We start from the raw sequence: 21,542 nt of genomic DNA on the forward strand, positions 1-21,542 counted from the left end.
CCGTTGCTTCATAGGTTCGGGCGCCACGCGGTGCATGGCATCTAGAAGGGCAGCCGTCTCTCCTCCGCGGCGTGGCAGGCGGCGAAGGTGCCGTTCGGCTGCGCCAGCATCTGCGGGATTTCCCGCGCGCACCGCGCATCGGCGAGTGGACAGCGGGGATGAAACGCGCAGCCCGGCGGCGGAGCGATGGCGCTCGCGATCTCACCGTTGGCCGCAAGGGCGGCATCGGGCGAGCGCTCGAGCTTTGGCACGGCGTTGAGCAGCATCCGGGTGTAGGGATGCGTCGGCTGGCCAAAGACGGCGTGCTTGCGGCCCATCTCCACGAGTCGCCCGAGATACATCACGCCCACCGCGTCGGCGATGTGATAGACCACCGCGAGATTGTGGCTGATGAACAGGTAGGTCAGCTGCTGCTCGCGCTGCAACAGCTTGATGAGGTTGAGGATCTGTGCCTGGACGGAGACGTCGAGGGCGGACGTAGGCTCATCGCAGACGATGAAGCGCGGGTCCGCCGCGAGCGCCCGGGCGATGCAGATGCGCTGGCGCTGGCCGCCGGAGAACTGATGCGGATACTTCATCCCGTCGCGCGGGCTGAGGCCGACCTGTACCAGAAGCTCGTCGACCCGGGCGGAGACGGCCGCTTCGCCGATGGCCGGCCGATGGATGCGCACCACCTCCGCCAGCGCGTCGCTCACCCGGTGGCGGGCATTCAGCGAGGCGTAGGGATCCTGGAAGATGAGCTGGATCGGCCCGCGCCCGCCGGACCTTCCGCGCTTCGGCTGGCAGTCGTGACCTGCGAACGTCACGGCGCCGCCCGTGGGGACATCGAGCCCCACCACCAGGCGGCCGAGAGTAGACTTGCCGGAACCGCTTTCGCCCACGATGCACAGGGTCTCGCCGGCGGCGATCTCGAAGCTCACCTGCTCCACCGCCTTCACCACGCGGTGGGCGCCGACGGGAAAATGGCGCGACAGGTTACTCACCTTGAGCAGGGGCTCTGCCGCAGTCGATCGCGCAACTACCTGATGCATCACGCTCCCACCTCCGCCGGTGCCGGTTCCAGATGCGGATCCCAGCACGCCACCTCGAACCCGGAGAGATGTCGCATGGGCGGAGGCTCAGCATCGCATTGCGCTGACCGGCGCAGGCAACGCGGGTGAAAGGCGCAGCCGGCCGGCGTCGCGCCGGGGGATGGCATTGCGCCGGGGATCTGCTCCAACGCCTCGACGTCCACCCCGATCATGGGCACGCAGCGCAGCAGCCCGCGCGTATAGGGGTGACTGGCGCGGGAGAGCACATCTGTGACCGCCCCCACCTCCGCGAGGCGGCCGGCATAGAGCACCGCGACCCGGTCGGCGAGTTCCGCCACCACGCCGATATCGTGGGTGATGATGATCATGGACATGCCGCGCTCGCGAACCAGGCGGCGCAGTAGCAGAATGATCTGCGCCTGGAGCGAGACGTCGAGCGCGGTGGTCGGCTCGTCGGCGATGATGAGGGCGGGGTCGGCGCACAGGGCGAGCGCGATCACCACCCGCTGGCGCATGCCGCCGGAAAACTGATGGGGATACTGGTCGATCCGCTCGCGCGGTCGCGGGATGCCGACCTCGTCGAGCAGGGACAATGCGCGCTCACGCGCCTCCCGCCGCGTTACGGGGACGTGGCTGCGAATGGTCTCTTCGAGCTGCTGGCCAACGGTGAGCAGGGGGTTGAGGCTGGTCAGCGGATCCTGGAAGATGGTGCCGATGCGGCGGCCGCGCAGGGCGCGCATCCGCTTCTCGGGCAGATTGTCGATCCGCAGTCCCTCAAGGTGGATGGACCCTCCGCCGATGCGGGCGGGGTGACGCATGATCCCGCAGATCGCCGAGCCGATCAGCGATTTTCCGGCGCCCGATTCACCCACGAGGCCCAGCACCTCGCCCGCCGCCACGTCGAGAGAGACACCGTCTACCGCCACCTTCTCACCCCGTGCCGCGGCAAGCTGGATTTCGAGGTGCCGGATGCTCAGGAGGGGTTCACTGCCCATGCGTCACCTCGTCTTCACGCCAGTTTGGGGTTGGTGAGGTCACGCAGCCAGTCGCCGAGGCAATTGACGGCGATGATGAGGACCGCGAGCACCAGGGCGGGGAATACGGCGATCCACCATTCCCCGGAGAACAGGAAGTTGTTGCCGATGCGCACCAGCGTGCCGAGGGAAGGTTCGGTGGGCGGCAGGCCGACACCGAGGAAGGACAGGGTCGCTTCGCTGATAATGGCGAGCGCGGCGTTGAGGGTGCCCATTACGACAATGGGGCCCGCCACGTTCGGCAGGATGTGCCGCACGAGGATGCGCACCCGCCCGACGCCGAGCACCTCAGCGGCGCTCACGTAGTCCTTCTGCCGCTCCACCAGCGTCGAGCCGCGAATGGCGCGGGCGAACTGCACCCAATGGGATAGACCGATGGACAGGACCAGCACCACCACGGCGGCGGACTGGTGGCGCTGGCTGCCGAGGAGGCTGAGGGCGACGCCGTCGATGAGCAGCGCCAGCAGGATCGCGGGGAATGCCACCTGGATATCCACGACGCGCATGAGCACCGAATCGAGGAAGCCCCCCACATATCCGCTCACGAGGCCCACGGTGACGCCGACCAGCAGCGCGGTGGCGGTGGCGAGGAGCGCGATGCCGAGCGAGCTACGCAGCCCATAGATGATGAGGGAGAGCAGATCCCGTCCCTGGTTGTCGGTTCCAAGGAGAAAGTCCGAGGAGCCACCCTCGATCCACGCCGGCGGAAGGAACGCGTTCGACAACTCCACGCTGACGAGGTCGTAAGGGTTGTGGGGCGAAATCCACGGCGCCAGGAGCGCGCAGACCACGGCGAGCCCCACCACGAGGCCGCACAGTGCGACCAGCGGTGCGCGCGTTGCGGCGCCCGCAAGGTCTGCCACGACCGCGGCGAGGCGGGCGAGCGGCACGGGGAGCGCAACGGAGGAGCGGGAAGGCGCGGTGAGGCTCATGCGGCTGCCCTCACGCCCCCGCCAGCCGCACGCGCGGATCGATGGCGAGATAGAGCAGATCGACCGCGAGGTTGATCAGGGTGAACAGCACGCCCGTCATCACCAGATAGGTGGTCATGACGGGAATGTCGGCGGTGGTCACCGACTGGATCATCAGCGAGCCGATGCCCGGCCAGGAGAACACCGTCTCCGTGATCATCGCGAACACCAGAACGGAGCCGAACTGGAGCCCCAGCACAGTGACCACGGGCACGATGGAGTTCTTTAGCGCGTGGCGGAAATAGATCGAGAGGCTGGGAATGCCCCTGGCGCGGGCGAAGCGGATGTATTCCTCGCGCATCACCTCCAGCATCTCCCCGCGGATGAGCCGGATCACCAGCGTTATCAGGAACAGGCCGAGGGTCACGGTCGGCAGCACCAGCGCCTTCAGGCCGCCGGCGGTGACCAGCCCGGTGGTCCACCAGCCGATCGCCACCACGTCCCCGCGTCCGAAGGCCGGCAGCCAGCCTAGCCAAACCGAGAAAATGAGGATGAGGAAGATCCCGATCAGGAACGTCGGCAGTGATATGCCCATCATGGCTATGCCGAGGAAGACCTGGCTGAGCCAGGCTTTGGGAAACAGCCCGCAATAGACGCCCATCGGAACGCCGATGACCAGCGCGAGCAGGATCGCGCACACGCTCAGCTCAATGGAGGCCGGAAGGCGGTCGACGATCATCTTCAGGACCGGCTCGCGCGTGCGGTAGGAGAGACCGAAGTTGCCGGTCGCGATCTGCTCGAGGTAGTGGGCGAAACGCAGCGGAAAGGGGGCGTCGAGGCCCAGCATGGCAGCCACTTGGTCGCGTTCCTGCTGGGAGGCGTCCTGGGCGACGAGATTGGCCAGGGGGTCGCCCACATGGTCGGTCACTGCGAAGGCGATGAAGGCCACTGCCACCGCCACGATGATCGATTGCGCCAGCCTGCGGGCGACGTAGCCAACCATGCCTCAGCCTCCGGTCTTGCCGACGCGGACTAGCCGCAGCGGGAAGAAGTCATCAGGATACTGCTCGACAGTCACCCCGTCGCGCGCTGCCCATACGAGGAGCGGCTGGTGCAGCGGGACGGTCGGCATCTCCCGTTGCACAATACGGGCCGCTTCATCGAGCATGGCCTGCCGCTTGACGGGATCGATCTCCACGCCTGCCGCGTCGATGAGCCCGTCAAACTGGTCGTTGTGGAAGCCGGTGATGTTGTAGGTGCCTTTTTCCGTGCTCCGGCCGCGGGAATAGAGCAGCCGCTCGTAGGCGGAATGCGCGTCGTTGCTGGAAGGCGCCCAGCCGAGGAGGAAGAAGCTCGTCTCGAAGCGCGGCGAGAACACCTTGGGGAACATGCGCGTCTTAGTCTGGGCCAGCAAATTCACCTTGATTCCGATCTTGGCGAGCATGCCGACGATGGCCTGGCATGTGTCCTCATCTTTGGGGTAGCGGTCGTTCGGGCAGTCCATCCCCAAGGTGAAGCCGTCCGGATAGCCTGCTTCCGCCAGCAGCTTCTTGGCGGAGGCCGGCGAATATGTGGGGCGGATGTTGAGATCCTTATTATAGCCCTTGATGCCGTCCGCCACCATCATGAAGGTCGGCTGAGACAGCCCGCGCATCACCGAGCGCTTGATGGCCTGGACATCGATGGCCTCGGCGAAGGCCCTGCGCACCCGCGGATCCTTGAAGGGGTTCTTGCCCTTCACGCTGGAGTCCAGCAGTTCCTCGCGGGTGACGTCGAAGCCCACGTAAATCACCCGCAACTCGGGGCGGGTGAGGATCTTGATGCCCGAGGAGCGGGACAGGTTGTCCACCGCGTCCGAGGGCACGTCGTAGATCATGTCGATGCTGCCGGCGAGTAGTGCCGCCACCGCCGTCGCCTGGTTCGGAATGGCGAGGTAGGTCGCCTTGGTCACGTTGTGCTGCGGCTTGTCCCACCATTTCGGATTGGCCTCGAACACCGTCTTCACGCCGGGTTCGCGCGTCACGACATGGAATGGCCCTGTGCCCATGGCGTTGAGCGTCGCAAAGCTCTCCGCGGCGGTGGCCGCGCCGCTCGCCTTGGCCGCCCCGTGCTGCTCCGACCATGCCTTGGACATGATGAGCCAGGCCGAGATCTCCTCCGGCAGGATGGGGTCGACCCGCTTCATCTTGAACACGACGGTGTAGGGATCGGTCGCCTCGATCCGGTCGACCGCCGCGAAATAGCCCTTGATCGCCGATCCCGGGCTGCTGGCGCGCTCGAAGGAGAACAGCACGTCTGCCGCGGTGAAGGGCGTGCCGTCCTGGAAGGTCACATCCTGCCGCAGGCGGAAAGTCCAGGTCAGCGGGTTGGTCTGTTCCCAGGAGGTGGCAAGCGCCGGCTCGAGCTTCATGTCCGGCAGGCGCCGCACCAGCGGCTCGTAGACATTCGCCAGCATGCTGGTTGAGAAGGTCTCGATGGTGAAGTGTGGGTCGAGGGACTGGACGTCGCCGGACGACGCCCAGCGGAACTCTGCCGCCAGAGCGGAATAGCCGCCCGCCAGAGAAGCCGAAGCCAGGAGTGTGAATGCCGCAGACGCGTTCCGTAGTGCTCTCAACATCCGCATGATCGACCCTCGCCGGCCTCTGTCCGATTTGAATGATCCCAGCGTGAACCAACAATCGCCTGGTTTGGAAGAACCACTTCGGGCGGGTTCGCGAAGTGCCACTCGATTGGTTGTGGTTGGAAATTGGGCAGCCGCACCGAAAACAGGCTGCCCCAAGCAACATGAGGCGAGAACCGGTTCCATCAGTTTGGGTAAATCCGGCCCTTCCGGCAGATCCCCCGGCTGGCACCATGCGCGCGACTGTGGCGTAGGGCGCCGGAAAGGGAGACCCAGAGGCAATGACGAAGGTGGTGCGCATCCACGAACCCGGCGGCGTCGACCGGCTGATGCTTGAACAGATCGAGGTCCCGCCGCCCGGGCCGGGCGAGGCCCGCGTCGCCCACCGCGCCATCGGGGTGAATTACATCGACATCTACCACCGCACCGGCCTTTACAAGCTCCCGGCCTTGCCTGCGGTCATTGGGGTGGAGGGGGCAGGCATAGTGACGGCGGTGGGGCCGGACGTGGACGAGGTTAAGGTAGGCGATCGGGTGGCCTATATCTGCTATCCAGCCGGCGCCTATGCGGAGGAGCGCAACCTCGCCGCGGACCGGCTGGTGCCCATTCCCGACGGCATCAGCTTCGAGCGGGCGGCGGCCGGCATCAATCGCGGCATCACCGCGCAATATCTCCTCAACCGCACCATCGCGGTCGAGCCTGGCGACCCCATCCTAGTCCACGCCGCGGCGGGCGGAGTGGGGCTCATGCTGTGCCAATGGGCGCACCATATCGGCGCGGTGGTGATCGGAACCGTGGGGTCGGAAGCAAAGGCAGACCTCGCGCGGCTCAACGGCTGCCAATATCCCATCGTGCGGACAAAGACGGATTTCGTGAAGGAGGTGCGCCAGATCACCGGCGGCGAGGGCGTACGTGTTGTCTACGATTCCATTGGAAAGGATACATATGCCGGCTCGATCGATTGCCTGCGTCCACTCGGGATGATGGTGAACTACGGCAATGCATCTGGACTGGTCGAATTCGTCAATGCCCGGGAGCTAACCCTGAAGGGCTCACTGTTCTTCACCCATCCCAGCCTATTCGTCTACATGCGCAAACGCAGCGACCTGCTGGCTTCGGCGCGTCACTTCTTCGGGCTGGTGGACGCGGGCATTCTCAAGATCCACGTCAACCAGACCTACGGGCTGGCTGAGGCTGCGAAGGCTCATCTGGACCTGGAAGGCCGCAACACCACGGGCTCCTCCATCCTCGTGCCATAGCTGATCGCAACGGCGCCCCCAAACCACAGCGCCAGCAATTTCGGTCGAGAGACAGGTCTGAAATGACTCGCGTTTGCGAAGACGATTCATGTCAGCCGCGCCGCTATTTGTGCCTTGCCGACCGAGGCGCGACTCGGCCTCATCTCGATAAAAACCGGAACCAATCCCTAAACTTGTGGCGCCCGCCTTTCGTCTAGGTGGAGGCCGAGCCATGCTCTCCGTCGTTATCACCCTCGTTTCCTCAGCCTAACGCCCGGCCCCTCGCCGTTCTCCTCGACGAAGATCACGCCGGCGGCTTCGAGGGCGGTGCGGATCACGGTGAGGGTGGCATTTCTCGGCGCGGACGCCCCTCCCTCAAATTGCCGGATCGTCACGACGCCGACTTTCGCGGCATCAGCGAGCTGCTGCTGCGACCAATCGATGAGTGCACGCGCGGCACGGCATTGGGCTGGCGTAATCATGTGCGATGGCTACCACATGGCATCTTCAATCGCCAGAACCATCGAAAATGGATTGATCTGTAGTTAGCAGTCGCTTAACGTCCGATCCGTCGTTTATCGACAGATTGGAGCAACACCTATGCCGAACCCCACCGTTCCGGCAGTCGCCCCCGGCTTGCCTGCCATCACCGAATCCCACGATGCGATCCTCACCATGATTGACCGCATGGAGAACGGCCTGCTCGAGGTCCGCGATCTCGCCCATGCCGTGTTCATCATTGCTGGAGCGATGCCGTGGGACGAGGCCCAGGCCGCTCAGCGTGTGGCCGGGCTGATCATGGACCGCGCCGAGGAACTGAAGAAGCAGCGGACCGCCGTGCTCAAAGCGCTGCACAGCCTGCCCGCCGATGCTGGGGAGGCATCCAATGGCTGATAGCCTGAAGAACCGTCGCGCCGTGCTCAAGGCCGGCGCCGCCCTGGGCACCATCGCCGCGCTCGTGGTGCCCGTCGCGATCCTGCCGAAGGAGGCGGAGGCGGCTGCGTTGATCAACAGCCCTGTCCCCGCGCTGTGGGAGAGGTGGCGGGCCATCAAGCCTGAGTACACGCGCCTCACAGCGGAAGCGGAGGCAGCCCGCGACCGCTACCTCGCAGCTCAACCGGCCCTGCCTCGGGAAGCCTATGCGGGACCGCAGCATTTCGGCTTTGGGGTAAGCTTTTTGGACAAGACGCCTTCGGGCCAGCTTATGCGGTGGGGAATGGCCAGCCACTGGAGGGGTTTGGCGTCCGCTTGCGAAGGCATCGAATATTCGCACTGGGTGCGAGACGACGCGCTCCACCGGGCGGCCGTCATGGATCGCTGGGGCGACGAGTGCGACGCCCTTCGCGACAGCAGCGGGGTCACCAGCATCGGGGATCGCCTTGCCGCGATCGAGGATCAACTGAACGCCCTGGAGGAGCAGATACTCGCGGAGCCAATCCGGACGATGAATGATGTCTCCATGCAGGCGAAGATCGTCCGCGAATATCTGTGGCCGGGCGGTTGGCAAGAGGTGGTCGCCTTCATCAACCGCCTTGAGCAAGTCGGAGGCCCCAATGGCTGATCCGATCTTCGCCGCCATCGCCGAGCACCAGCGGCGCCGGGCCGAGCATGAGGCTGCATTCGATGCCGCCGGCGAGGCCGAACTGCCTGATCGCGCCGATGGTCCCCTCGCTGCCCAAGCGGGCGCCCTGCGTGATGCTGCCTCCGAACGGGAGGTCGAGGCCCTGCAGCACGTGCTACACACCGTGCCCCTCACGGCCGCCGGCATGCTGGCGTGGCTGGACCACATCAGTGGGCCGGCCGGCTTCGACGGCATCGCCCCACGTGATGCGGACGTGGCGGCCATCTTCGGCACGATGCGCGCCTTTGTCGTCGGGTCGGAGGGCGGCGCATGAGCATGATCGCCGCTGCCCTGCGCGAGCTGATGGCCGCCGGTCTAACCGGCGACGAGCTTGTCGCTGCCGTCGCCCGCATCGAGGTCGAGATGGAGGTCTCAGCGCCTACGGATCGTTCGAGCGATGCGGCCGAGCGGAAGCGCGAAGCCGACCGCGAGCGCATGCGTCGGAAGCGGGAGGCAGCCCGCCACTCGGATGTTCGCGCGACATCGCAGGCTTCGCAGGATGTCGCCGATTGTCGCGCGAATTCCGCGATATCGCGCGACGAATGCGACCCCTCTCCCGAGGAAAAAAGAAAGGTCTCCCCCTGCACCCCCTCTAAAGAAAAAACTCAACCCTCATCCAATTTCACCCCATCGGTTCCTGACGGAACCTCCTCCCCCTCGGCGTCGGATCGCGACGGGGTGGATCGTCAGGAAGAACTCGCCGAGGCGCTGGCGGCCTTCAACCGGATGGCGGCCGAGGTCGGCCTACCCGAAGCGCAGGGGCTAATCCGGAAGCGCCGGCTGGCCCTCAAGGCCCGTTTGCGGGACTGCGGAGGAATCGCCGGCTGGCGGATCGCCATGGACCGGGTCCGCGCGTCGCCGTTCCTCCGCGGCGAAAACGACCGCGGATGGCGGGCGAGCCTGGATTTCCTGCTGAAGCCGGAAAGCTTCGCGAAGCTGATGGAGGGGGCTTATGACCCAGCGCCGGGAGCGCAGCGGCGACGGACGGAGCCCCGGTCGTCGATGGTCACGGCCGCCGCGGAAGTCCTCCTCGATCATCCGGATTCCGAGTTCGGGAAGCGCGCCAGGGCCGCCGGCTTCCGGAGCCGCAATCTCTACGGTGGCGACGCGATCCTCGCTGGGATGGCACGAGTGGCCGAGCAGAGGTTTGGACAGTGGCCGAGATCGTCGGATGGACAGGTGATCGACGGCGCAGCAGACGAGCTGTTCGGCGATCACGCTGATTGTTGACCGTCATCGGCCAGCCGATGCAGATGTGCCATATGCACGTCCGTAGTGAAGGAGATGCTCATGGCCCCACGCGCAGAGATGCCTCTGTTCCCCTGCGAGGTCGACATTGCACGGGCTGTCCTCGGGCCAGGGCGCGTCAGCGAGTGGAAATCCATCGCGATCATCCTCGAACGGCAGGGCCTGCCCCGCATCGATCCGATGTTCGGCGGCCGCTACTGGCCCGCCGTGCGAGCTTGGTTCGATCACAGGGCTGGTATTGGCCCGCGGCTCCATTCAACAGGGACGGGCGTCAAGGAGAATTGGGATCCTCCTACACCTCCGCCACGCCGTCGCCCACCCATCGATAAAAAATAGCCGGCGCCCGTCCTTCTCACCCCGCGCTGAACAGATCGTCGCCCCGCTCGGCGACGATCAACTGGCGCGGCGCCGGCCCCGACGGCGCTTCGCAGCGGGCTCTTCCTCTACCGACTGCGGAAGAAATTCGGGGGACTGGAAGTCCGCCTGCTTCCCTGCCTTGCCGGTGATCGGCAGTTTCATGTGGGTCTGGCGCCGCTCGCCGTCGGGCTTAGGGGGCCGCTTAGTCGTCCGTGCGGATGGGCCGGCTTCGTCAGCAGCGGCCCGCGCCAGGTTGAGCTCCAACAGCCGGGCCAGCGCATCTTCGTCGGAAATGTCCGCCGGCCAGCCATAGGCTGCAGCGACGGCACCATCGAGTTCGCGATGCGCATCGATCAGCCACTGCGGGCGCCGGTTGTAGAGGTTGGTCAGGGTGCGCTCGCGCAGGATCGCCGCCGCGGCAGCGTCTTTTGGAAGAATGCGGTCCGGAAAACCAGGGACCACTTCTTGCTCGATGCGGGCCAGGTCCGGAGGATTCAGCCAAGCCTGGCGCAGGTCGTCCAAGCGCTTTGCTGTCTGCGTTATGGCTTCAGCGCGGCGATCTCGTAGGACGCGCGCGATCGGAACATCAGGTGTTAGTCCGTCGGGGAACGGAAATGTCTCGAATACCGTCGAATTATTATAGGTCGGGTCATTGCCAACGCCATGCCACGAGCACGTTCTCAAAGACCACAACTCATGAAACCTAGAATGCAAGACGCCAAAGAAAAAATCGTCAGAACGAATGAATGAAAATATTCTGGAATCTGGCACATCACAGGCGTTCAACCACATGAATAGCCGGTGCTTGGCGACTCTTGGTGTCGTGAGATAACGAGCATGTTGCCGGACCGCTGTACGAAAAGCCGGTCTCGGCTCTACATGCCGCCACCAGCGTTCGCGATAGGCATCACGTCGGTTCTGAGAACGTTCGGGGAGCACGTGATCCTTCACATGCTGGAACGGAGCCTCATGAAGGGACGCCTCCTGTTCCGTCATCACCCAGCCGAAATCGATGATCCACATATCGCGCGACCGGCGCGTCACATCCATGCCGTTGCGCCAGGGCCGCAGTACGTCAGAGTTAGGTCGTCCATTCGGGTTGAGAGGCATCTGGAGCCACGCTCGCGCGAGTTCTCCCGGGACGTCAAACGCGCCACCCTTCGTGTCGCCCATGAATGCGACGCCAAGGTTCTCCTTGAGACGGCGCGCCTTGGTCAAGTCCATCGTGCCCGAGGTCAGGTCAGCATTAATCTGGGGGACAGGCGCTCCGTCGAGTTGGCAGGCGTCCTCCCCATTGCCGAAGCAAATGAGGGACACACGAACCGCCGCACCATCGACCACCCACGGCTCGTCGCTCCAGGCCTCGAAGATCCGGCTTTCAGCTACGATCTGTTCTACCACCTTGCGGTTGGCGCCTCCGCGGATGGAATTGGTCGCCACCAAACCGACCCTCTGCGAGCGTCCGCCCTTGACGGCAGCCAAAGCGTGCTCGAACCAATAGCAGACAAGGTCAGCCTCCCGCGTTACACGCCCATCGTATAGGTTGAAAAGACGATCTACGACCTCATCTCCAAGCCCATGCCGGAGCAGCTTCCCGCCGAGAAACGGGGGATTGCCGACGATAAAGTCCGCGCGGGGCCAAATGGTGGGGCGATAGGCGGTCCTGGCATTAGGACCGGCCAGCAAGTCCATCTGTCCGCCGCGATCAGGTGCAGGGACGCGCTCAATGAGGGCATCCGCGCCCTCGATGGAATTCAGCTTTCGAAGGACCGGGACCTCGTGGGTGTGGATCCCGTTCCGCAGGCGCCATTGGATATCGCCGATCCAGATCGTCGTTCGTGCGAGCTCGGCGGCGAGCGCATTGACCTCAATGCCCAGCAGGATTTCAGGGCCAACGGCCGGCCAACGCGACTTCAAATCCAGCATCTCACAATCGAGGTTCGCCCGGTTCTCGATGTCCTTCACACCCTGTAGTGCAAGATAGAGGAAATTGCCCGAGCCGCAGGCCGGATCGAGAATCCTCAAGTTGCAAAGCTTCTCGATGAATGCGGATCGGACCTCTTCGGCGGCCTCCTCTCGGGTCATCCGACGGCGCTCTTTCTTTCGCATTGGCGGCTGGGACGTCCCATCCAGGAGACCCACAATTTTTCCTTTGGTCACCTCCCATTCAGCGCGGAGAGGACGCAAGATCACTGGGTCGATGATCCGACCGATCTTGTCCGCGTCGGTATAGTGCGCGCCAATCTGGGCCCGTTTCTTCGGATCAAGGAAGCGCTCGAACAGCGTGCCGAAGATTGTCGGGTCGATCAGGCTCCAGTCGAGGCTGTCGGCAGCAATCAAAAGGCCGATGTCACCTTCGTCCAGCGGCAGAGCTTTGCGTCCGTCGAAGAGCCCTCCGTTGAAATGCATGACATCGGTGAGTGCAAAGTCGCCGCCCTTCTCCATGGCTTCGAACAGGCCACTAAGGTAGTCGCGCGCTTTGCCGGGATTTTGCGCTGCACGGCGCAACAAAGTGGTAAAGATCCCGCCGCGGAGAAGGCCAACGCTCTGGGCAAAGAAGCAGAACACCAGTTGGTTCACAAAGTGCGCGATGTCTTCCGGAGCACCTCGCCCCTGCAGACGCCAGGCAATGGTGGAGAACTTGTCGGCCGCCTCCTTCGTCAATCCGGCTCTGGTCCGTGTCGGCTTGAGCTTCTCGGGGTTGAAGAACAGATTATAGAGGATCTCTCGCGGGGCCGGATCAGCTAGATCGTCCAGGTTAATTTCGTAGGTCGCCGGGACTGTATTTGTCCAAGCCGTGTGGATGCGAAAGCGCTGGATGTCACAGACGACGTGAAGCGGCGGGTTCTCCAAGGCTGGGGCATAGCGCATCAATTGAAGAAGGGCGCCATCCAGATCACCGTTCTTCTGCTTGTATTCCCATGCGAAGTAATCCCTCTTCCACACGTCGGCAAAGCCACGACCACCCCCGACCTTGCTCGCGCCTTTCTCGAAGGCGAAGAATTCGCCTCTGGGATCATCCTCCGTCGGAGTTGGATGGCCGACCAGGGCGCAGAGGTCAATAAAATGCTCTTGCGCAGACTGTCGTTCATTGAGGGAAGCCGATTTCCATTTCTTGATGAAGGCAAGCGGCGTCATCTGCGTGCGAGCGCCGGCACTCATCTCTGCCCCCAGTTCCGCTCGGTTAACTGTTCTTTAACAATTCAATTTGAAGTAGTCCCGGTCAACAACGCACTCTTCTTATGGTAAACGGCGAACGCTGGGTTCGACCATCCGCCGCCCGTGGCACGGTTGCAGTCTTCCTCGCGGAAATCCCAGTGATGGGCCGGGGAGCCGGGGCGCCTCAGTCGACGCTCATCGCTACCCGGCTTCGTCTTCAGGGTCGCAGAACACGATCTTCGCCCCTTCGGGGGCGGCTGGCTGCGGCAGGTGCTCGCGGCGGATGATGACGACGATGCCGGGCTTGACGGTGGTCGTCTTCTCCGCATCGGCGGCCTCCGCCATATCCTCCAGCAGCCGGATGGCCTGCACAGCGGCGCCCTTGGCTTCGTCCTGATCGCGCAGCTCGGCGAGGCGGTGCACGTTCCGCGGCCGGTGCGATGCCTTGAAGGCAGCCATCTCCCGGTTCAGCGCGGCCCGGAAGCTCGGGTCCTGGGCGCACATGCGGGCGTTGCGCTCCGTCATGCCGGCCTCGACCGCGGCATCGGTGAGCTTCAGCCCGCGCCACACCATGGCGTCGACCAAGGCCCGGCGCTTCGGGGTGAGCGGGTCCGGCTCGGCGGGTTCGGGGAGCAGCGGGTTTTCGGTCTCTTCTTCCATCGCGTCCTCCCATCAGCGCAGGATGATTTCGGCGAGTGGCGCCGACGGCCGCGGTGCGGGCGCAGGTGCGGGCGGCAGGGTTTCTGGCCTCACCGCCTTGCGCCGCGTGCGTTTCAGCGGCGGGCCGCCGGGCTGGATCGACTTCTTCAGCAGCGGCGAGGCGCGGAACTTCAGCGACCAGCGGGTACCGTCGCCAGGGACCGCCCGGATCAATGACTTCGAGACGCGAACCTGAGCCATCCGGCGGGATGGCAGCGGCTTGTGACCTGGCCGATTTCCCTGGAGCGCGACCGTGGTCCCGCCGAACCGGCTGTGGAAGGTGCCGAAGCCGGGGATCTGCACCTGGCGCCCGGCGGCCAGCTCGCGGGCAATCACGCGCAGGATGATGGCCGGCATGTCGCTGGCCAGCAGCCAGACGTCCTTGCGGTTCCGCGCGCCGCGCTTGCACCCGAGCGCCCGCCGGGAGAGGGGCTTCCAGCGCCGGCGGATTTCCGCCCGCATCCGGTTGCGCATGGTGTCGCGCGTCTCGACGCGGGTCATTCGGCGGCCTCCGTGATCACCTCTGCGCATTTCTGCTGGTCCGCTTGCGCCTGCGCCTCGCGCCGCCGGTTCCGGCCAGGGAGGCGCACAAAATCCTGATCGGTGCGACGGCGCATGTCTCCGCCGACGAGCGGGAGCCGGAGCTGCGCCGGATCGGGTTCGGCCCGAGGCGCCGGCGGGCGGAGCTCCACGAGGGCGATCTGAACGTCGAGCGCCACCAGCAGCAATTCCAGGGATACCGGCCCCAACCGGCGCCCACTGTCCCGGTCCCAGGCTTCGAGCTTGCCGGTGTAGCCGTCCTGGAGCCCCGCGCGATCGTCCACCTCCATCTGCGTGAACCCGAGCGCTACCCGCCGCGCCTTCAGCGCGTCCATCAGGCCGCGATAGTCCCGGCAGAAGGCGATCGGCTCCAGGCTCATCCGATGCGCACCGCCTTTTCCGCCATGGGCGAGAGCGCCCGGGACGAGCCGCAGTCCGGGCAGGCGAGCGCAGTGCCGAGGTCTTCGGGCGCCCGGTCGAGATGCTCGGCCGCGAGCTCCTCGAAGCTGATGCGGGCAACGGCGCGGCAGCTCGGGCACCAGGCGGAGAGGCGGTTGAAGCCGAAGCCGGCGAGATAGGCCAACGTGATGGTGGACGAGGCCGTTGCGGGAAGCGGCAAGGTGCGCTGGGCCGGACGGCGCGCGGAGCCGAACGACTCCATCCGGTCGGTGGCGACGGTCGGCCGGGAGAGGCTGTCCTCGGGCTTCCAGCGGCGGGCGCGGCCCCAGTTCATGCGCGTCATCGCACACCTCGCGGCAGCGCGTCGCCCGGCGCCCACCAATAGGACTGCCCGAAGTCGCGCTGGGCGGCCTTCTCCGACCGACGGAAGGAGGCGCGATAGTCCGGATCCACGAGCGTCTGGATCTGGTCGAACAGCAGGCGATCGACGGCGAGGCGCGTGTACCAGAGGGAGGGGTCGTAGCGCCTGGCGGTGCGCACCGCCTCGGCGCCGAAGGTGGTGTCGGCCCCCTCCATCAGGCGCCGGAGCTGCTGCGAGGACAGGCGCGCCACGTCCTCCGCCGCGCCGATGGCCGGGCCGGCGAGGTCCGAGACGGGCGAGCGGCCGGTGCGCGAGGTGGAGGCATTGATCAGGTCGCCGTACACGCCGAGCGAGCCGGACTGCAGTCCGGAGCGCACCCAGAAGCCGGGCGTGTCCATGGCCTCCGGCGTCTTGCCGTAGAGCACGGCACGCGCCTGGATCGCGGCTGCGCCGGCAAGCAGGTTGAACAGCACGAAGGCGGCGCCGTTCCACACCCGCTGCTCGATGGGCCCCTGGGTCGCGAGGCGCATGAGATGTGTCGCGACCATGGTCATGCTGAACGACTTGAAGAGCGTCGCGCTGCGGACCATCTCGCCCCAGAAGGTGCCGGCTGTCGTGCCGCCGGTCATGACGGCGCGGATGCGGGCGTCGGGCTCGAGCACCGCGAAGGCCCGCTCCTCGATCATGGCGCCCAGCAGCTTCTCCCGCAGCGCCCGGTCCCCGATCGCCTCGGTGTCCAGGAAGCGCGCGCCCTCCACCTCCAGCGGCGCGCCGGCGCGGATCGTGTCCCATTCCTTCGCGCTGATCTGGTGGCGGTCGAGGAAGTTGGCGAGCGGCGCGTCGACCTTGCGCAGGGCGTCGAGCGAATGCCCGGCATGGTCCGCGAGGTGACCGGTGAACTCCATGGTGAAGACCCGTTTCATGGTGTCGGTCCACCATGCCAGCCCCTGCGCCCGGATCACGGTGGTGGCCATCGCCCGCAGGATCTGCGGCCCCGACGCCTCGCCGGCGAAGCGGACAAAGCTGTGGGCGGAATCCATCGCGGCGTGCGCGGTGAGCTGCAGGCGGGCCGCGATCTGGCGGCTCTCCTCGCCGCCGCGGCTGATCTCGCGGATGACGCCGGTGAGGATGCGGCCGGGGTCCATGCCATTGTAGGAGGCGGCGAGCGCGGTGGTGACGCTGTCGCCGGGGATCGCCGAGACGATGGCGCCGCCGAGCTTGGAGGCGACGTTGAGCGAGCGCAGCCCGCCGAAGAACCCGGCCATCAGCGGGCCATCCACGGCGTTGGCGCGACCGGTGAGCACGTCGTAGGCGCGCTCGGCGATGGACCGGCTCTCCAGCATCCGCAGCGGGTTCAGTCGCTGCCAGCGCGACAGGCCGGCTTCCTCCTCCTTCGCAAGGGTGAGGGCAGCGCGGACGATGGCGCCATGATTGGGGCCGATGACCTCGGCGAGGGCGATCTCGTTCGCCATGCGTTGCAGGTGGCCGGTGAGGACGCCGAAGACATTCTGCCCGGAGCCGTACTTCTCCTGGAGCCGCAGCCAGGCCTCCGCGCCCGCGGCACCGTCCGCGAACTGGAAGGTGCGCTGCTCGGGCGAAAAGGCGGTGCTCGCGCTGTCCCCCACCGTGATATCGCGATAGGCGCGCTCCAGCACGAAGTCGCGCCGGTCGGCCTTCGCCGGGGCGCCGGTGTCGCGGTCCCACAGGGTGAGCGCACCGCGATCCAGCTCGGCGGCGAAGTCGGCCTTGAATTCCTCACGGGTGAACGCGCGCACCCGGAGCGTGTCCCAGAACTGCGGCAGGCGCCATGCGTCGGCCAGCGGGACGTTGCGGCCGGCCGCGAGGATCCGGTCCGTGCCTTCCTTCTCCGCCGCTTTCCAGCCCGCCGCCGCGGCTTTGGCCATTCCGTCACCGGTCTCGACGTCGAACAGCTCGCGCACGAGGTTGCGCACGCCGGCGATCTGCTGGCGCGACTGGCCGGCGATGCCGGGAGAATAGGCCTCCAGCGCCTGGCCGAACTTCGCCGAAAGCTGCGCCCAGATGACCTCACCCTTGGTGGCGACGTTCTCGCCGCCGGCTTCCCAGATGTCGCGGGTGAGCATGGACATGACGCCAGCAACGCGGCCCTTGGGGTGCGACAGGACACGCCGCTCGGCATTCGCCCAGGCGAGCGCCTGCGTCGCCGTGTCGTTCTTCAGCCGCTTGGCCGAGGATTCCAGCGCCCGCGCGGCGGCGAGGCCGGCGGCCGCCTCCGCGCTCGCCGGGCCCATGGTGCGGCCGAACTCGCCGCGGGAGCGCTCGTAGAGGCCGAGGGCCTCGTCCGCGATCTGCCGCGTGATCTGGCCGGTCTTCACCAGCTTGTCGATGCAATCCACGACGCTCACAGGGTCACCTCCGGCATGGGCATGGCGCAGGCGCGGATCTCCGCCGCAGCGGCAAGGCGGGCATCGGCCTCGTCCATGAGCTCGTCGACCGAGCGCATGTCAGCGACGCGCGCGCCGGTTTCGTCGAGCCGTTCGCCGACGGGGATCTGCAAGTCTCGGGTGGCCCGCAGCTTGTCCAGATCGTGGAGCACCGCGGCCTCCGTCTCCTCCGACGAGCGGGCGGCGAGCACCTTCGCGGGCATCAGCTCCGGCGCGAGGGCCGCGAGCTGCTCCGGGCGGACGGGTGCGGCGCGCGATGGCGAAGCTGCGGGCGCGACCTCCTGTTCCGGCACCGCCAGCATGCGGTCCATGACGCCGCGGATGTCGTCCGGGATCGGATCGCCCAGGTCCGATACGGCGCGGTAGATGCTGGTCAGCCATTCCTTGAACTGCTCAAAGGCGCGGGCGAGCGCGGACGACGGCGCCTTGCCGTCCCGCAGGTATTGCTCAAAGCCCTGTGCCCACTTCTCCTGTTCGGCGCGACCGATCTTCGCCGCGTCGTCCACACCGAGCCAGCGCAGGGTCACATCCAGGTCCGCCTTCACCGCCGGCGACACCTCGGCATCGCGCACCATCTCCGAGAGCCACAGGTGCGAGGATTCGTGCATGAAGGTGGAGGCGTCGCGGCCCTGGAACAGCTCGATGACGGCCCGGTTGTCGGCCATCGTAATGGCGCCGCGGGGTGGCCCTCCATTTTCCTGGAAGAAACGTCCCCCCGGCGGCCGGTACATCGCCTCCGATATCGAATGGTCCGCCTTCCGCCCCTTGTTCGGGACGAACCCAAGAGAGCGATACCAACGCTCCAGCGCGGATTTAGACCCACCAAAGTCGCCGGATGGCGTCAGCGCGACCGTTTGCCCATTCTGGTCTGCCACTTCGAGCAGTCGGCGCATGAATTGGGTGCCCACGCCCGCACCGCGCTGCTGAGCTGGGATGGCGATCTTATCCAGGACAAGCACATTTCCGCCATCCCGCTCCCCGAGCCAGAATTCGACGGACGGAAATTGCTCCTTCAACTGACCCCGAAGCACTTCCGTGCTGACCTTCGGCGCATCGCTCCGGCGTTGATACAGCTTTTCCCCTGAATAGGCCGAGAACACCCGGTCCGGCCGCAGCACCACCACCTGATCGGCGCCATCATGCTCCATTAGCCCGCGCACGACGATGGTGTCGTAGCCGTGCTGCTGCCCATAGCGCACCGCCGCGCTCAGGGCACCGCTGGAGCGCATCACGCGCCGCGAGCGCTCCACCATGGCGGCAATGTCGGCATCCGTGGCATCCGGAATCACGGCGCGGGCCGCCCGCGCTGCCTCCGTCTGCGTATCCGCCTGCGCAATCTGGTCCGCCAAGCGCTGGCGGGAATGCGCGTCGAGCTGGTTCGCTGGGATCCAGCTCCCTTCCGCGCCCCGCCCCTGCCGATCGCTGTTCGCGGCGTGCAGCAGGTCGATGAACTCCGGATCGCTGCGGATCATCTCCGGCAGGTCGAGCACCTTGAACCGGCCGGGATCGACCTTCACCTTGAAGATGCGCGGGCCAGCGCCCTCGGTAGCGCCGGTGCCCGACGCATAGGTGGCCGCCATGCCAGGCGACGGGGCGAGGAACAGGCCGCGCTCGTCCGGCGGAGTGTGCGGGTTGGTGCCGTTTTCCGGGTCGAAGCGCTCGAAATCCGTCGTCGCCTCGGTGCCGTGATAGAGCGTCCATTCCTTCGCGCCGGCGTCCACGTGAACTGGGCCGCGCGATTCCCCGCGCGCCGCAGCGGCCGGCGGCGGCGCCTTCACCTCGGTGCTGACCCCGGCCGCCTTCAGACGGTCGAGCCAGGATTGCGGCAGGCTGTCCGGCCCGAGCACCTCCGGCGCCTCGGCCGCGCGGATGTCCACGCCCTCCTTCCGGTAGAGGTCGAACGCCTGTTCCGGCGACAGGCCCAGCCGGCGGGCACGCGTGTCGTAGCGGGCGGCCCAGATCGCTGCGCCGGCGGCGGCCCGGCCCTCGGGTTCGCCCGCCGCAATGAGCTGGCGATACACATCTTCTCGGACCGCAAGCGCCGCGCCGGTCAGGCGGGACTGTGCCGGCTGCAGGCGGTTTGCCGCGAGGGTGCCTGGCAGAGTCTCGGTGATGGTGCGCGGGCGCAGCAGGAGCTCGTCGAGAATGGCGAGAGCTTCGTCATCGGTCCGCGCGCGAGCAACGGCCGCGGCGACAATGGCGGCCTCCTCGCGCGGCATTTCATAGCCCACCTCGCGGGCGAGGCCCTGGATGCGCTTGCGCGTCTGGTCGGTCCAATGGCCGACACGGGCCCGCTGCGCCGCGACGGGATCCGGGCGGCCGGGGCCGGGTGGCGGCGCGGGCTGGGTGCGGCGCTGCTCCAACGCACGGTCCACCAGGTGCTCGGTCACCGACCGCAGCACCGCATCGGCGCCGTCATCGCCGGCACCGAGGATCTGGCCGGCGATCTGCTCGGCCTCCTCGCGGGACAGACGGACGCCGTATCCGTCCTGCGCAAGCCGGGCCACGGTGCGGCGCATCTCGGTGGTGACCGCCTCGCGGCGGCCGGCGGCGCGCTGTTCGTGGGCGGTGATGCGGCGGGGCAGATCGGCGTCGGCCTTGTCGAGCTTGGCACGGGCCCGCGCATCGGTCTGTTCGGCGCGGGCCAGCGCCTTCTCCTTTCGGGCGAGCGCGGTGCGCAGCCCCTTCGCCTCTCCCGAGAGGCTAGCGATGGCGCGGGCATCTGCCGGAGCGGTGGCGGTGAGCGTCTCGGTGATGGTGGCCCGCTCGACCTCCAACTCGACGCGGCGCGCGGTGGGCAGGCCCTCGGCGGCGAGGTCGGCCTCAATGGCCGAAAGGCGGGCCTGCGTGTCGGGATCATTCGGGGCGCGGGTCTCGGCGAGGCGCTGCTCCGCGGCCGTGAGGTCCGTGCGAAGGCCCTCCACCTCGGCGCGCAGGGCGTCGCGAGCAGGAGCGCGCTCATCGAAGGCGGCGCGACGGGCGGCGAGACTGTCGGCTTCACCCCGCAGGGAGGCAAAAGCGTCCGAGGCTTCCTGTTCGAGAGTCCGGGCCGTACTGCGGATTTCGTTCAGCTGCAGCTCGCTCAGGCGTTCCATCGAGGATGGCAGGCGTGCCCCTTCGCGCTCCAGGGCGAAGGCCGATTCTTCCGCGGCGCGCGCCTTGCCGCGGGCTTCCAGCACGGGATCCAGGCGCTCGCCATAGGCGCGCAACAGGTCGGGCGTGATGGTATCGGACACGTCGACGGGGCGGCCGGACACGAGCGCATCGATCGACTGCTGGAGCGCCGTGCGGTGCGCCATCTCGCCTTCGACAGTGGGCACGAGATTGGTGGCGTCGATCTGGCCTTCGCTCGCCACCACATTGCCGGCGTCGCGCACGGAGCGCGGCCAGGAACCAGTCTTGTAACGGCTCCAGATGGCAGCCAGGCCCTTCGCCCCCCGCCGAGCACGCCGCCTGCGACGGCCGCGTTGAGCACATTCTCGGCCGCCTCGCCGATCGCGCCGTAGCCCGGCTCGACCTTCTCCTTGAACGGGGCGGCGATGGCCTCGATGCCGACCTGGGTGCCGGCCGTGATGCCGGCGGTGGCAAGCGCCGTGCCGAGGATGCCGAGCGCCTTCGGCGCAGCGAGCGGCAGGGTCACGATGTTGACGGGATCGGCGGCACCGGCGGACAGGGAGCCCAGCAGGAGGCCGGCCGTGCCGCCCCAGGTCTGCTCCCGTGCCGCGGCCTTGCGGTATGCCTGCCGCGCCCGGCGCGCTTTCTCCTCGCCGAGGCGATCCAGGTCCTCGGCGGTGAGCGGCTTCAGGCCCAGCTCGGGGAACTTCGGCGCGAGGGCCGCGATCTGGCCGTTGAGCTCGTCGAGCGCCGCGCTGCCGCCGCCGAGGGGTGCGAAGGCCGGATT

General features: G+C 66.8%; 18 protein-coding genes. 5 read left to right on the forward strand and 13 right to left on the reverse strand.

Annotated elements, in window-relative coordinates; all coding sequences use genetic code 11:
• Positions 1 to 41: 41 nt before the first annotated feature.
• From EZH22_RS13965 to EZH22_RS13985, 5 genes are read right to left on the reverse strand one after another with little or no spacing between them, the layout of a single operon-like run.
• Positions 42 to 1,031, reverse strand: coding sequence for an ABC transporter ATP-binding protein (locus tag EZH22_RS13965; protein WP_203196537.1), 990 nt, complete (start codon positions 1,029 to 1,031; stop codon positions 42 to 44).
• Positions 1,031 to 2,026 (reverse strand): ABC transporter ATP-binding protein, encoded by a 996-nt coding sequence (locus EZH22_RS13970; RefSeq protein WP_203196173.1) that lies wholly within the window; start codon positions 2,024 to 2,026, stop codon positions 1,031 to 1,033. The genes EZH22_RS13965 and EZH22_RS13970 overlap by 1 nt, the downstream gene beginning before the upstream one ends.
• Positions 2,027 to 2,040: 14 nt before the next feature.
• The gene (locus tag EZH22_RS13975) at positions 2,041 to 2,997 is read right to left on the reverse strand and encodes an ABC transporter permease (protein ID WP_203196174.1); all 957 of its coding nucleotides are present in this window, start codon (positions 2,995 to 2,997) and stop codon (positions 2,041 to 2,043) included.
• 10 nt (positions 2,998 to 3,007) lie between these two features.
• Complete coding sequence (locus tag EZH22_RS13980; RefSeq protein ID WP_203196175.1) at positions 3,008 to 3,979, reverse strand: ABC transporter permease; 972 nt, start codon at positions 3,977 to 3,979, stop codon at positions 3,008 to 3,010.
• 3 nt (positions 3,980 to 3,982) lie between these two features.
• Complete coding sequence (locus EZH22_RS13985) at positions 3,983 to 5,599, reverse strand: ABC transporter substrate-binding protein (protein WP_203196176.1); 1,617 nt, start codon at positions 5,597 to 5,599, stop codon at positions 3,983 to 3,985.
• A 278-nt stretch (positions 5,600 to 5,877) separates the two neighbouring features.
• Here EZH22_RS13985 and EZH22_RS13990 point away from each other — a divergent pair, with 278 nt between their 5' ends.
• Positions 5,878 to 6,855 (forward strand): quinone oxidoreductase family protein, encoded by a 978-nt coding sequence (locus EZH22_RS13990; protein ID WP_203196177.1) that lies wholly within the window; start codon positions 5,878 to 5,880, stop codon positions 6,853 to 6,855.
• Positions 6,856 to 7,082: 227 nt separating this feature from the next.
• On the opposite strand, the gene EZH22_RS13995 is transcribed toward EZH22_RS13990, so the two are convergent.
• On the reverse strand, positions 7,083 to 7,316 hold the full coding sequence (locus EZH22_RS13995) for a helix-turn-helix domain-containing protein (protein WP_203196178.1): 234 nt from the start codon (positions 7,314 to 7,316) through the stop codon (positions 7,083 to 7,085).
• Positions 7,317 to 7,434: 118 nt separating this feature from the next.
• On the opposite strand from EZH22_RS13995, the gene EZH22_RS14000 reads away from it, so the two are divergent.
• From EZH22_RS14000 to EZH22_RS14015, 4 genes are read left to right on the forward strand one after another with little or no spacing between them, the layout of a single operon-like run.
• Positions 7,435 to 7,728, forward strand: a complete 294-nt coding sequence (locus EZH22_RS14000; RefSeq protein ID WP_203196179.1) for a hypothetical protein — start codon at positions 7,435 to 7,437, stop codon at positions 7,726 to 7,728.
• The gene (locus EZH22_RS14005; protein WP_203196180.1) at positions 7,721 to 8,395 is read left to right on the forward strand and encodes a hypothetical protein; all 675 of its coding nucleotides are present in this window, start codon (positions 7,721 to 7,723) and stop codon (positions 8,393 to 8,395) included. Before EZH22_RS14000 ends, EZH22_RS14005 begins: the two co-directional genes overlap by 8 nt.
• A complete protein-coding gene (locus tag EZH22_RS14010) occupies positions 8,388 to 8,729 on the forward strand; it encodes a hypothetical protein (RefSeq protein ID WP_203196181.1) in 342 nt (113 codons plus the stop codon). Before EZH22_RS14005 ends, EZH22_RS14010 begins: the two co-directional genes overlap by 8 nt.
• Complete coding sequence (locus tag EZH22_RS14015; protein ID WP_203196182.1) at positions 8,726 to 9,685, forward strand: hypothetical protein; 960 nt, start codon at positions 8,726 to 8,728, stop codon at positions 9,683 to 9,685. The genes EZH22_RS14010 and EZH22_RS14015 overlap by 4 nt, the downstream gene beginning before the upstream one ends.
• 411 nt (positions 9,686 to 10,096) lie before the next feature.
• Here the strand turns inward: EZH22_RS14015 and EZH22_RS14020 are convergent, their stop codons facing one another.
• From EZH22_RS14020 to EZH22_RS14050, 7 genes are all read right to left on the reverse strand, one after another.
• Complete coding sequence (locus EZH22_RS14020; RefSeq protein WP_203196183.1) at positions 10,097 to 13,222, reverse strand: class I SAM-dependent DNA methyltransferase; 3,126 nt, start codon at positions 13,220 to 13,222, stop codon at positions 10,097 to 10,099.
• A 198-nt stretch (positions 13,223 to 13,420) separates the two neighbouring features.
• A complete protein-coding gene (locus EZH22_RS14025) occupies positions 13,421 to 13,879 on the reverse strand; it encodes a hypothetical protein (RefSeq protein WP_203196184.1) in 459 nt (152 codons plus the stop codon).
• 12 nt (positions 13,880 to 13,891) lie between these two features.
• On the reverse strand, positions 13,892 to 14,419 hold the full coding sequence (locus tag EZH22_RS14030) for a hypothetical protein (protein WP_203196185.1): 528 nt from the start codon (positions 14,417 to 14,419) through the stop codon (positions 13,892 to 13,894).
• Positions 14,416 to 14,838, reverse strand: coding sequence for a hypothetical protein (locus EZH22_RS14035; RefSeq protein WP_203196186.1), 423 nt, complete (start codon positions 14,836 to 14,838; stop codon positions 14,416 to 14,418). The genes EZH22_RS14030 and EZH22_RS14035 overlap by 4 nt, the downstream gene beginning before the upstream one ends.
• Positions 14,835 to 15,200 carry a YbbN family protein gene (locus EZH22_RS14040; RefSeq protein ID WP_203196187.1) on the reverse strand — a complete coding sequence of 122 codons (366 nt, stop codon included), beginning with the start codon at positions 15,198 to 15,200 and terminating at the stop codon, positions 14,835 to 14,837. Before EZH22_RS14040 ends, EZH22_RS14035 begins: the two co-directional genes overlap by 4 nt.
• Positions 15,197 to 17,602, reverse strand: a complete 2,406-nt coding sequence (locus EZH22_RS14045) for a hypothetical protein (protein WP_203196188.1) — start codon at positions 17,600 to 17,602, stop codon at positions 15,197 to 15,199. Before EZH22_RS14045 ends, EZH22_RS14040 begins: the two co-directional genes overlap by 4 nt.
• Positions 17,599 to 21,018, reverse strand: a complete 3,420-nt coding sequence (locus EZH22_RS14050) for a hypothetical protein (RefSeq protein WP_203196189.1) — start codon at positions 21,016 to 21,018, stop codon at positions 17,599 to 17,601. The genes EZH22_RS14045 and EZH22_RS14050 overlap by 4 nt, the downstream gene beginning before the upstream one ends.
• Positions 21,019 to 21,542 lie beyond the last annotated feature (524 nt).

Source organism: Xanthobacter dioxanivorans (assembly GCF_016807805.1).
Lineage (GTDB): Bacteria > Pseudomonadota > Alphaproteobacteria > Rhizobiales > Xanthobacteraceae > Xanthobacter > Xanthobacter dioxanivorans.

Excerpts from the sequence above, each read along its gene's own strand:
- EZH22_RS13965 (WP_203196537.1), bottom strand. The coding sequence starts at position 1,031 with ATGCATCAGGTAGTTGCGCGATCGACTGCGGCAGAGCCCCTGCTCAAG.
- EZH22_RS13970 (WP_203196173.1), bottom strand. The coding sequence starts at position 2,026 with ATGGGCAGTGAACCCCTCCTGAGCATCCGGCACCTCGAAATCCAGCTT.
- EZH22_RS13975 (WP_203196174.1), bottom strand. The coding sequence starts at position 2,997 with ATGAGCCTCACCGCGCCTTCCCGCTCCTCCGTTGCGCTCCCCGTGCCG.
- EZH22_RS13980 (WP_203196175.1), bottom strand. The coding sequence starts at position 3,979 with ATGGTTGGCTACGTCGCCCGCAGGCTGGCGCAATCGATCATCGTGGCG.
- EZH22_RS13985 (WP_203196176.1), bottom strand. The coding sequence starts at position 5,599 with ATGCGGATGTTGAGAGCACTACGGAACGCGTCTGCGGCATTCACACTC.
- EZH22_RS13990 (WP_203196177.1), top strand. The coding sequence starts at position 5,878 with ATGACGAAGGTGGTGCGCATCCACGAACCCGGCGGCGTCGACCGGCTG.
- EZH22_RS13995 (WP_203196178.1), bottom strand. The coding sequence starts at position 7,316 with ATGATTACGCCAGCCCAATGCCGTGCCGCGCGTGCACTCATCGATTGG.
- EZH22_RS14000 (WP_203196179.1), top strand. The coding sequence starts at position 7,435 with ATGCCGAACCCCACCGTTCCGGCAGTCGCCCCCGGCTTGCCTGCCATC.
- EZH22_RS14005 (WP_203196180.1), top strand. The coding sequence starts at position 7,721 with ATGGCTGATAGCCTGAAGAACCGTCGCGCCGTGCTCAAGGCCGGCGCC.
- EZH22_RS14010 (WP_203196181.1), top strand. The coding sequence starts at position 8,388 with ATGGCTGATCCGATCTTCGCCGCCATCGCCGAGCACCAGCGGCGCCGG.
- EZH22_RS14015 (WP_203196182.1), top strand. The coding sequence starts at position 8,726 with ATGAGCATGATCGCCGCTGCCCTGCGCGAGCTGATGGCCGCCGGTCTA.
- EZH22_RS14020 (WP_203196183.1), bottom strand. The coding sequence starts at position 13,222 with ATGAGTGCCGGCGCTCGCACGCAGATGACGCCGCTTGCCTTCATCAAG.
- EZH22_RS14025 (WP_203196184.1), bottom strand. The coding sequence starts at position 13,879 with ATGGAAGAAGAGACCGAAAACCCGCTGCTCCCCGAACCCGCCGAGCCG.
- EZH22_RS14030 (WP_203196185.1), bottom strand. The coding sequence starts at position 14,419 with ATGACCCGCGTCGAGACGCGCGACACCATGCGCAACCGGATGCGGGCG.
- EZH22_RS14035 (WP_203196186.1), bottom strand. The coding sequence starts at position 14,838 with ATGAGCCTGGAGCCGATCGCCTTCTGCCGGGACTATCGCGGCCTGATG.
- EZH22_RS14040 (WP_203196187.1), bottom strand. The coding sequence starts at position 15,200 with ATGACGCGCATGAACTGGGGCCGCGCCCGCCGCTGGAAGCCCGAGGAC.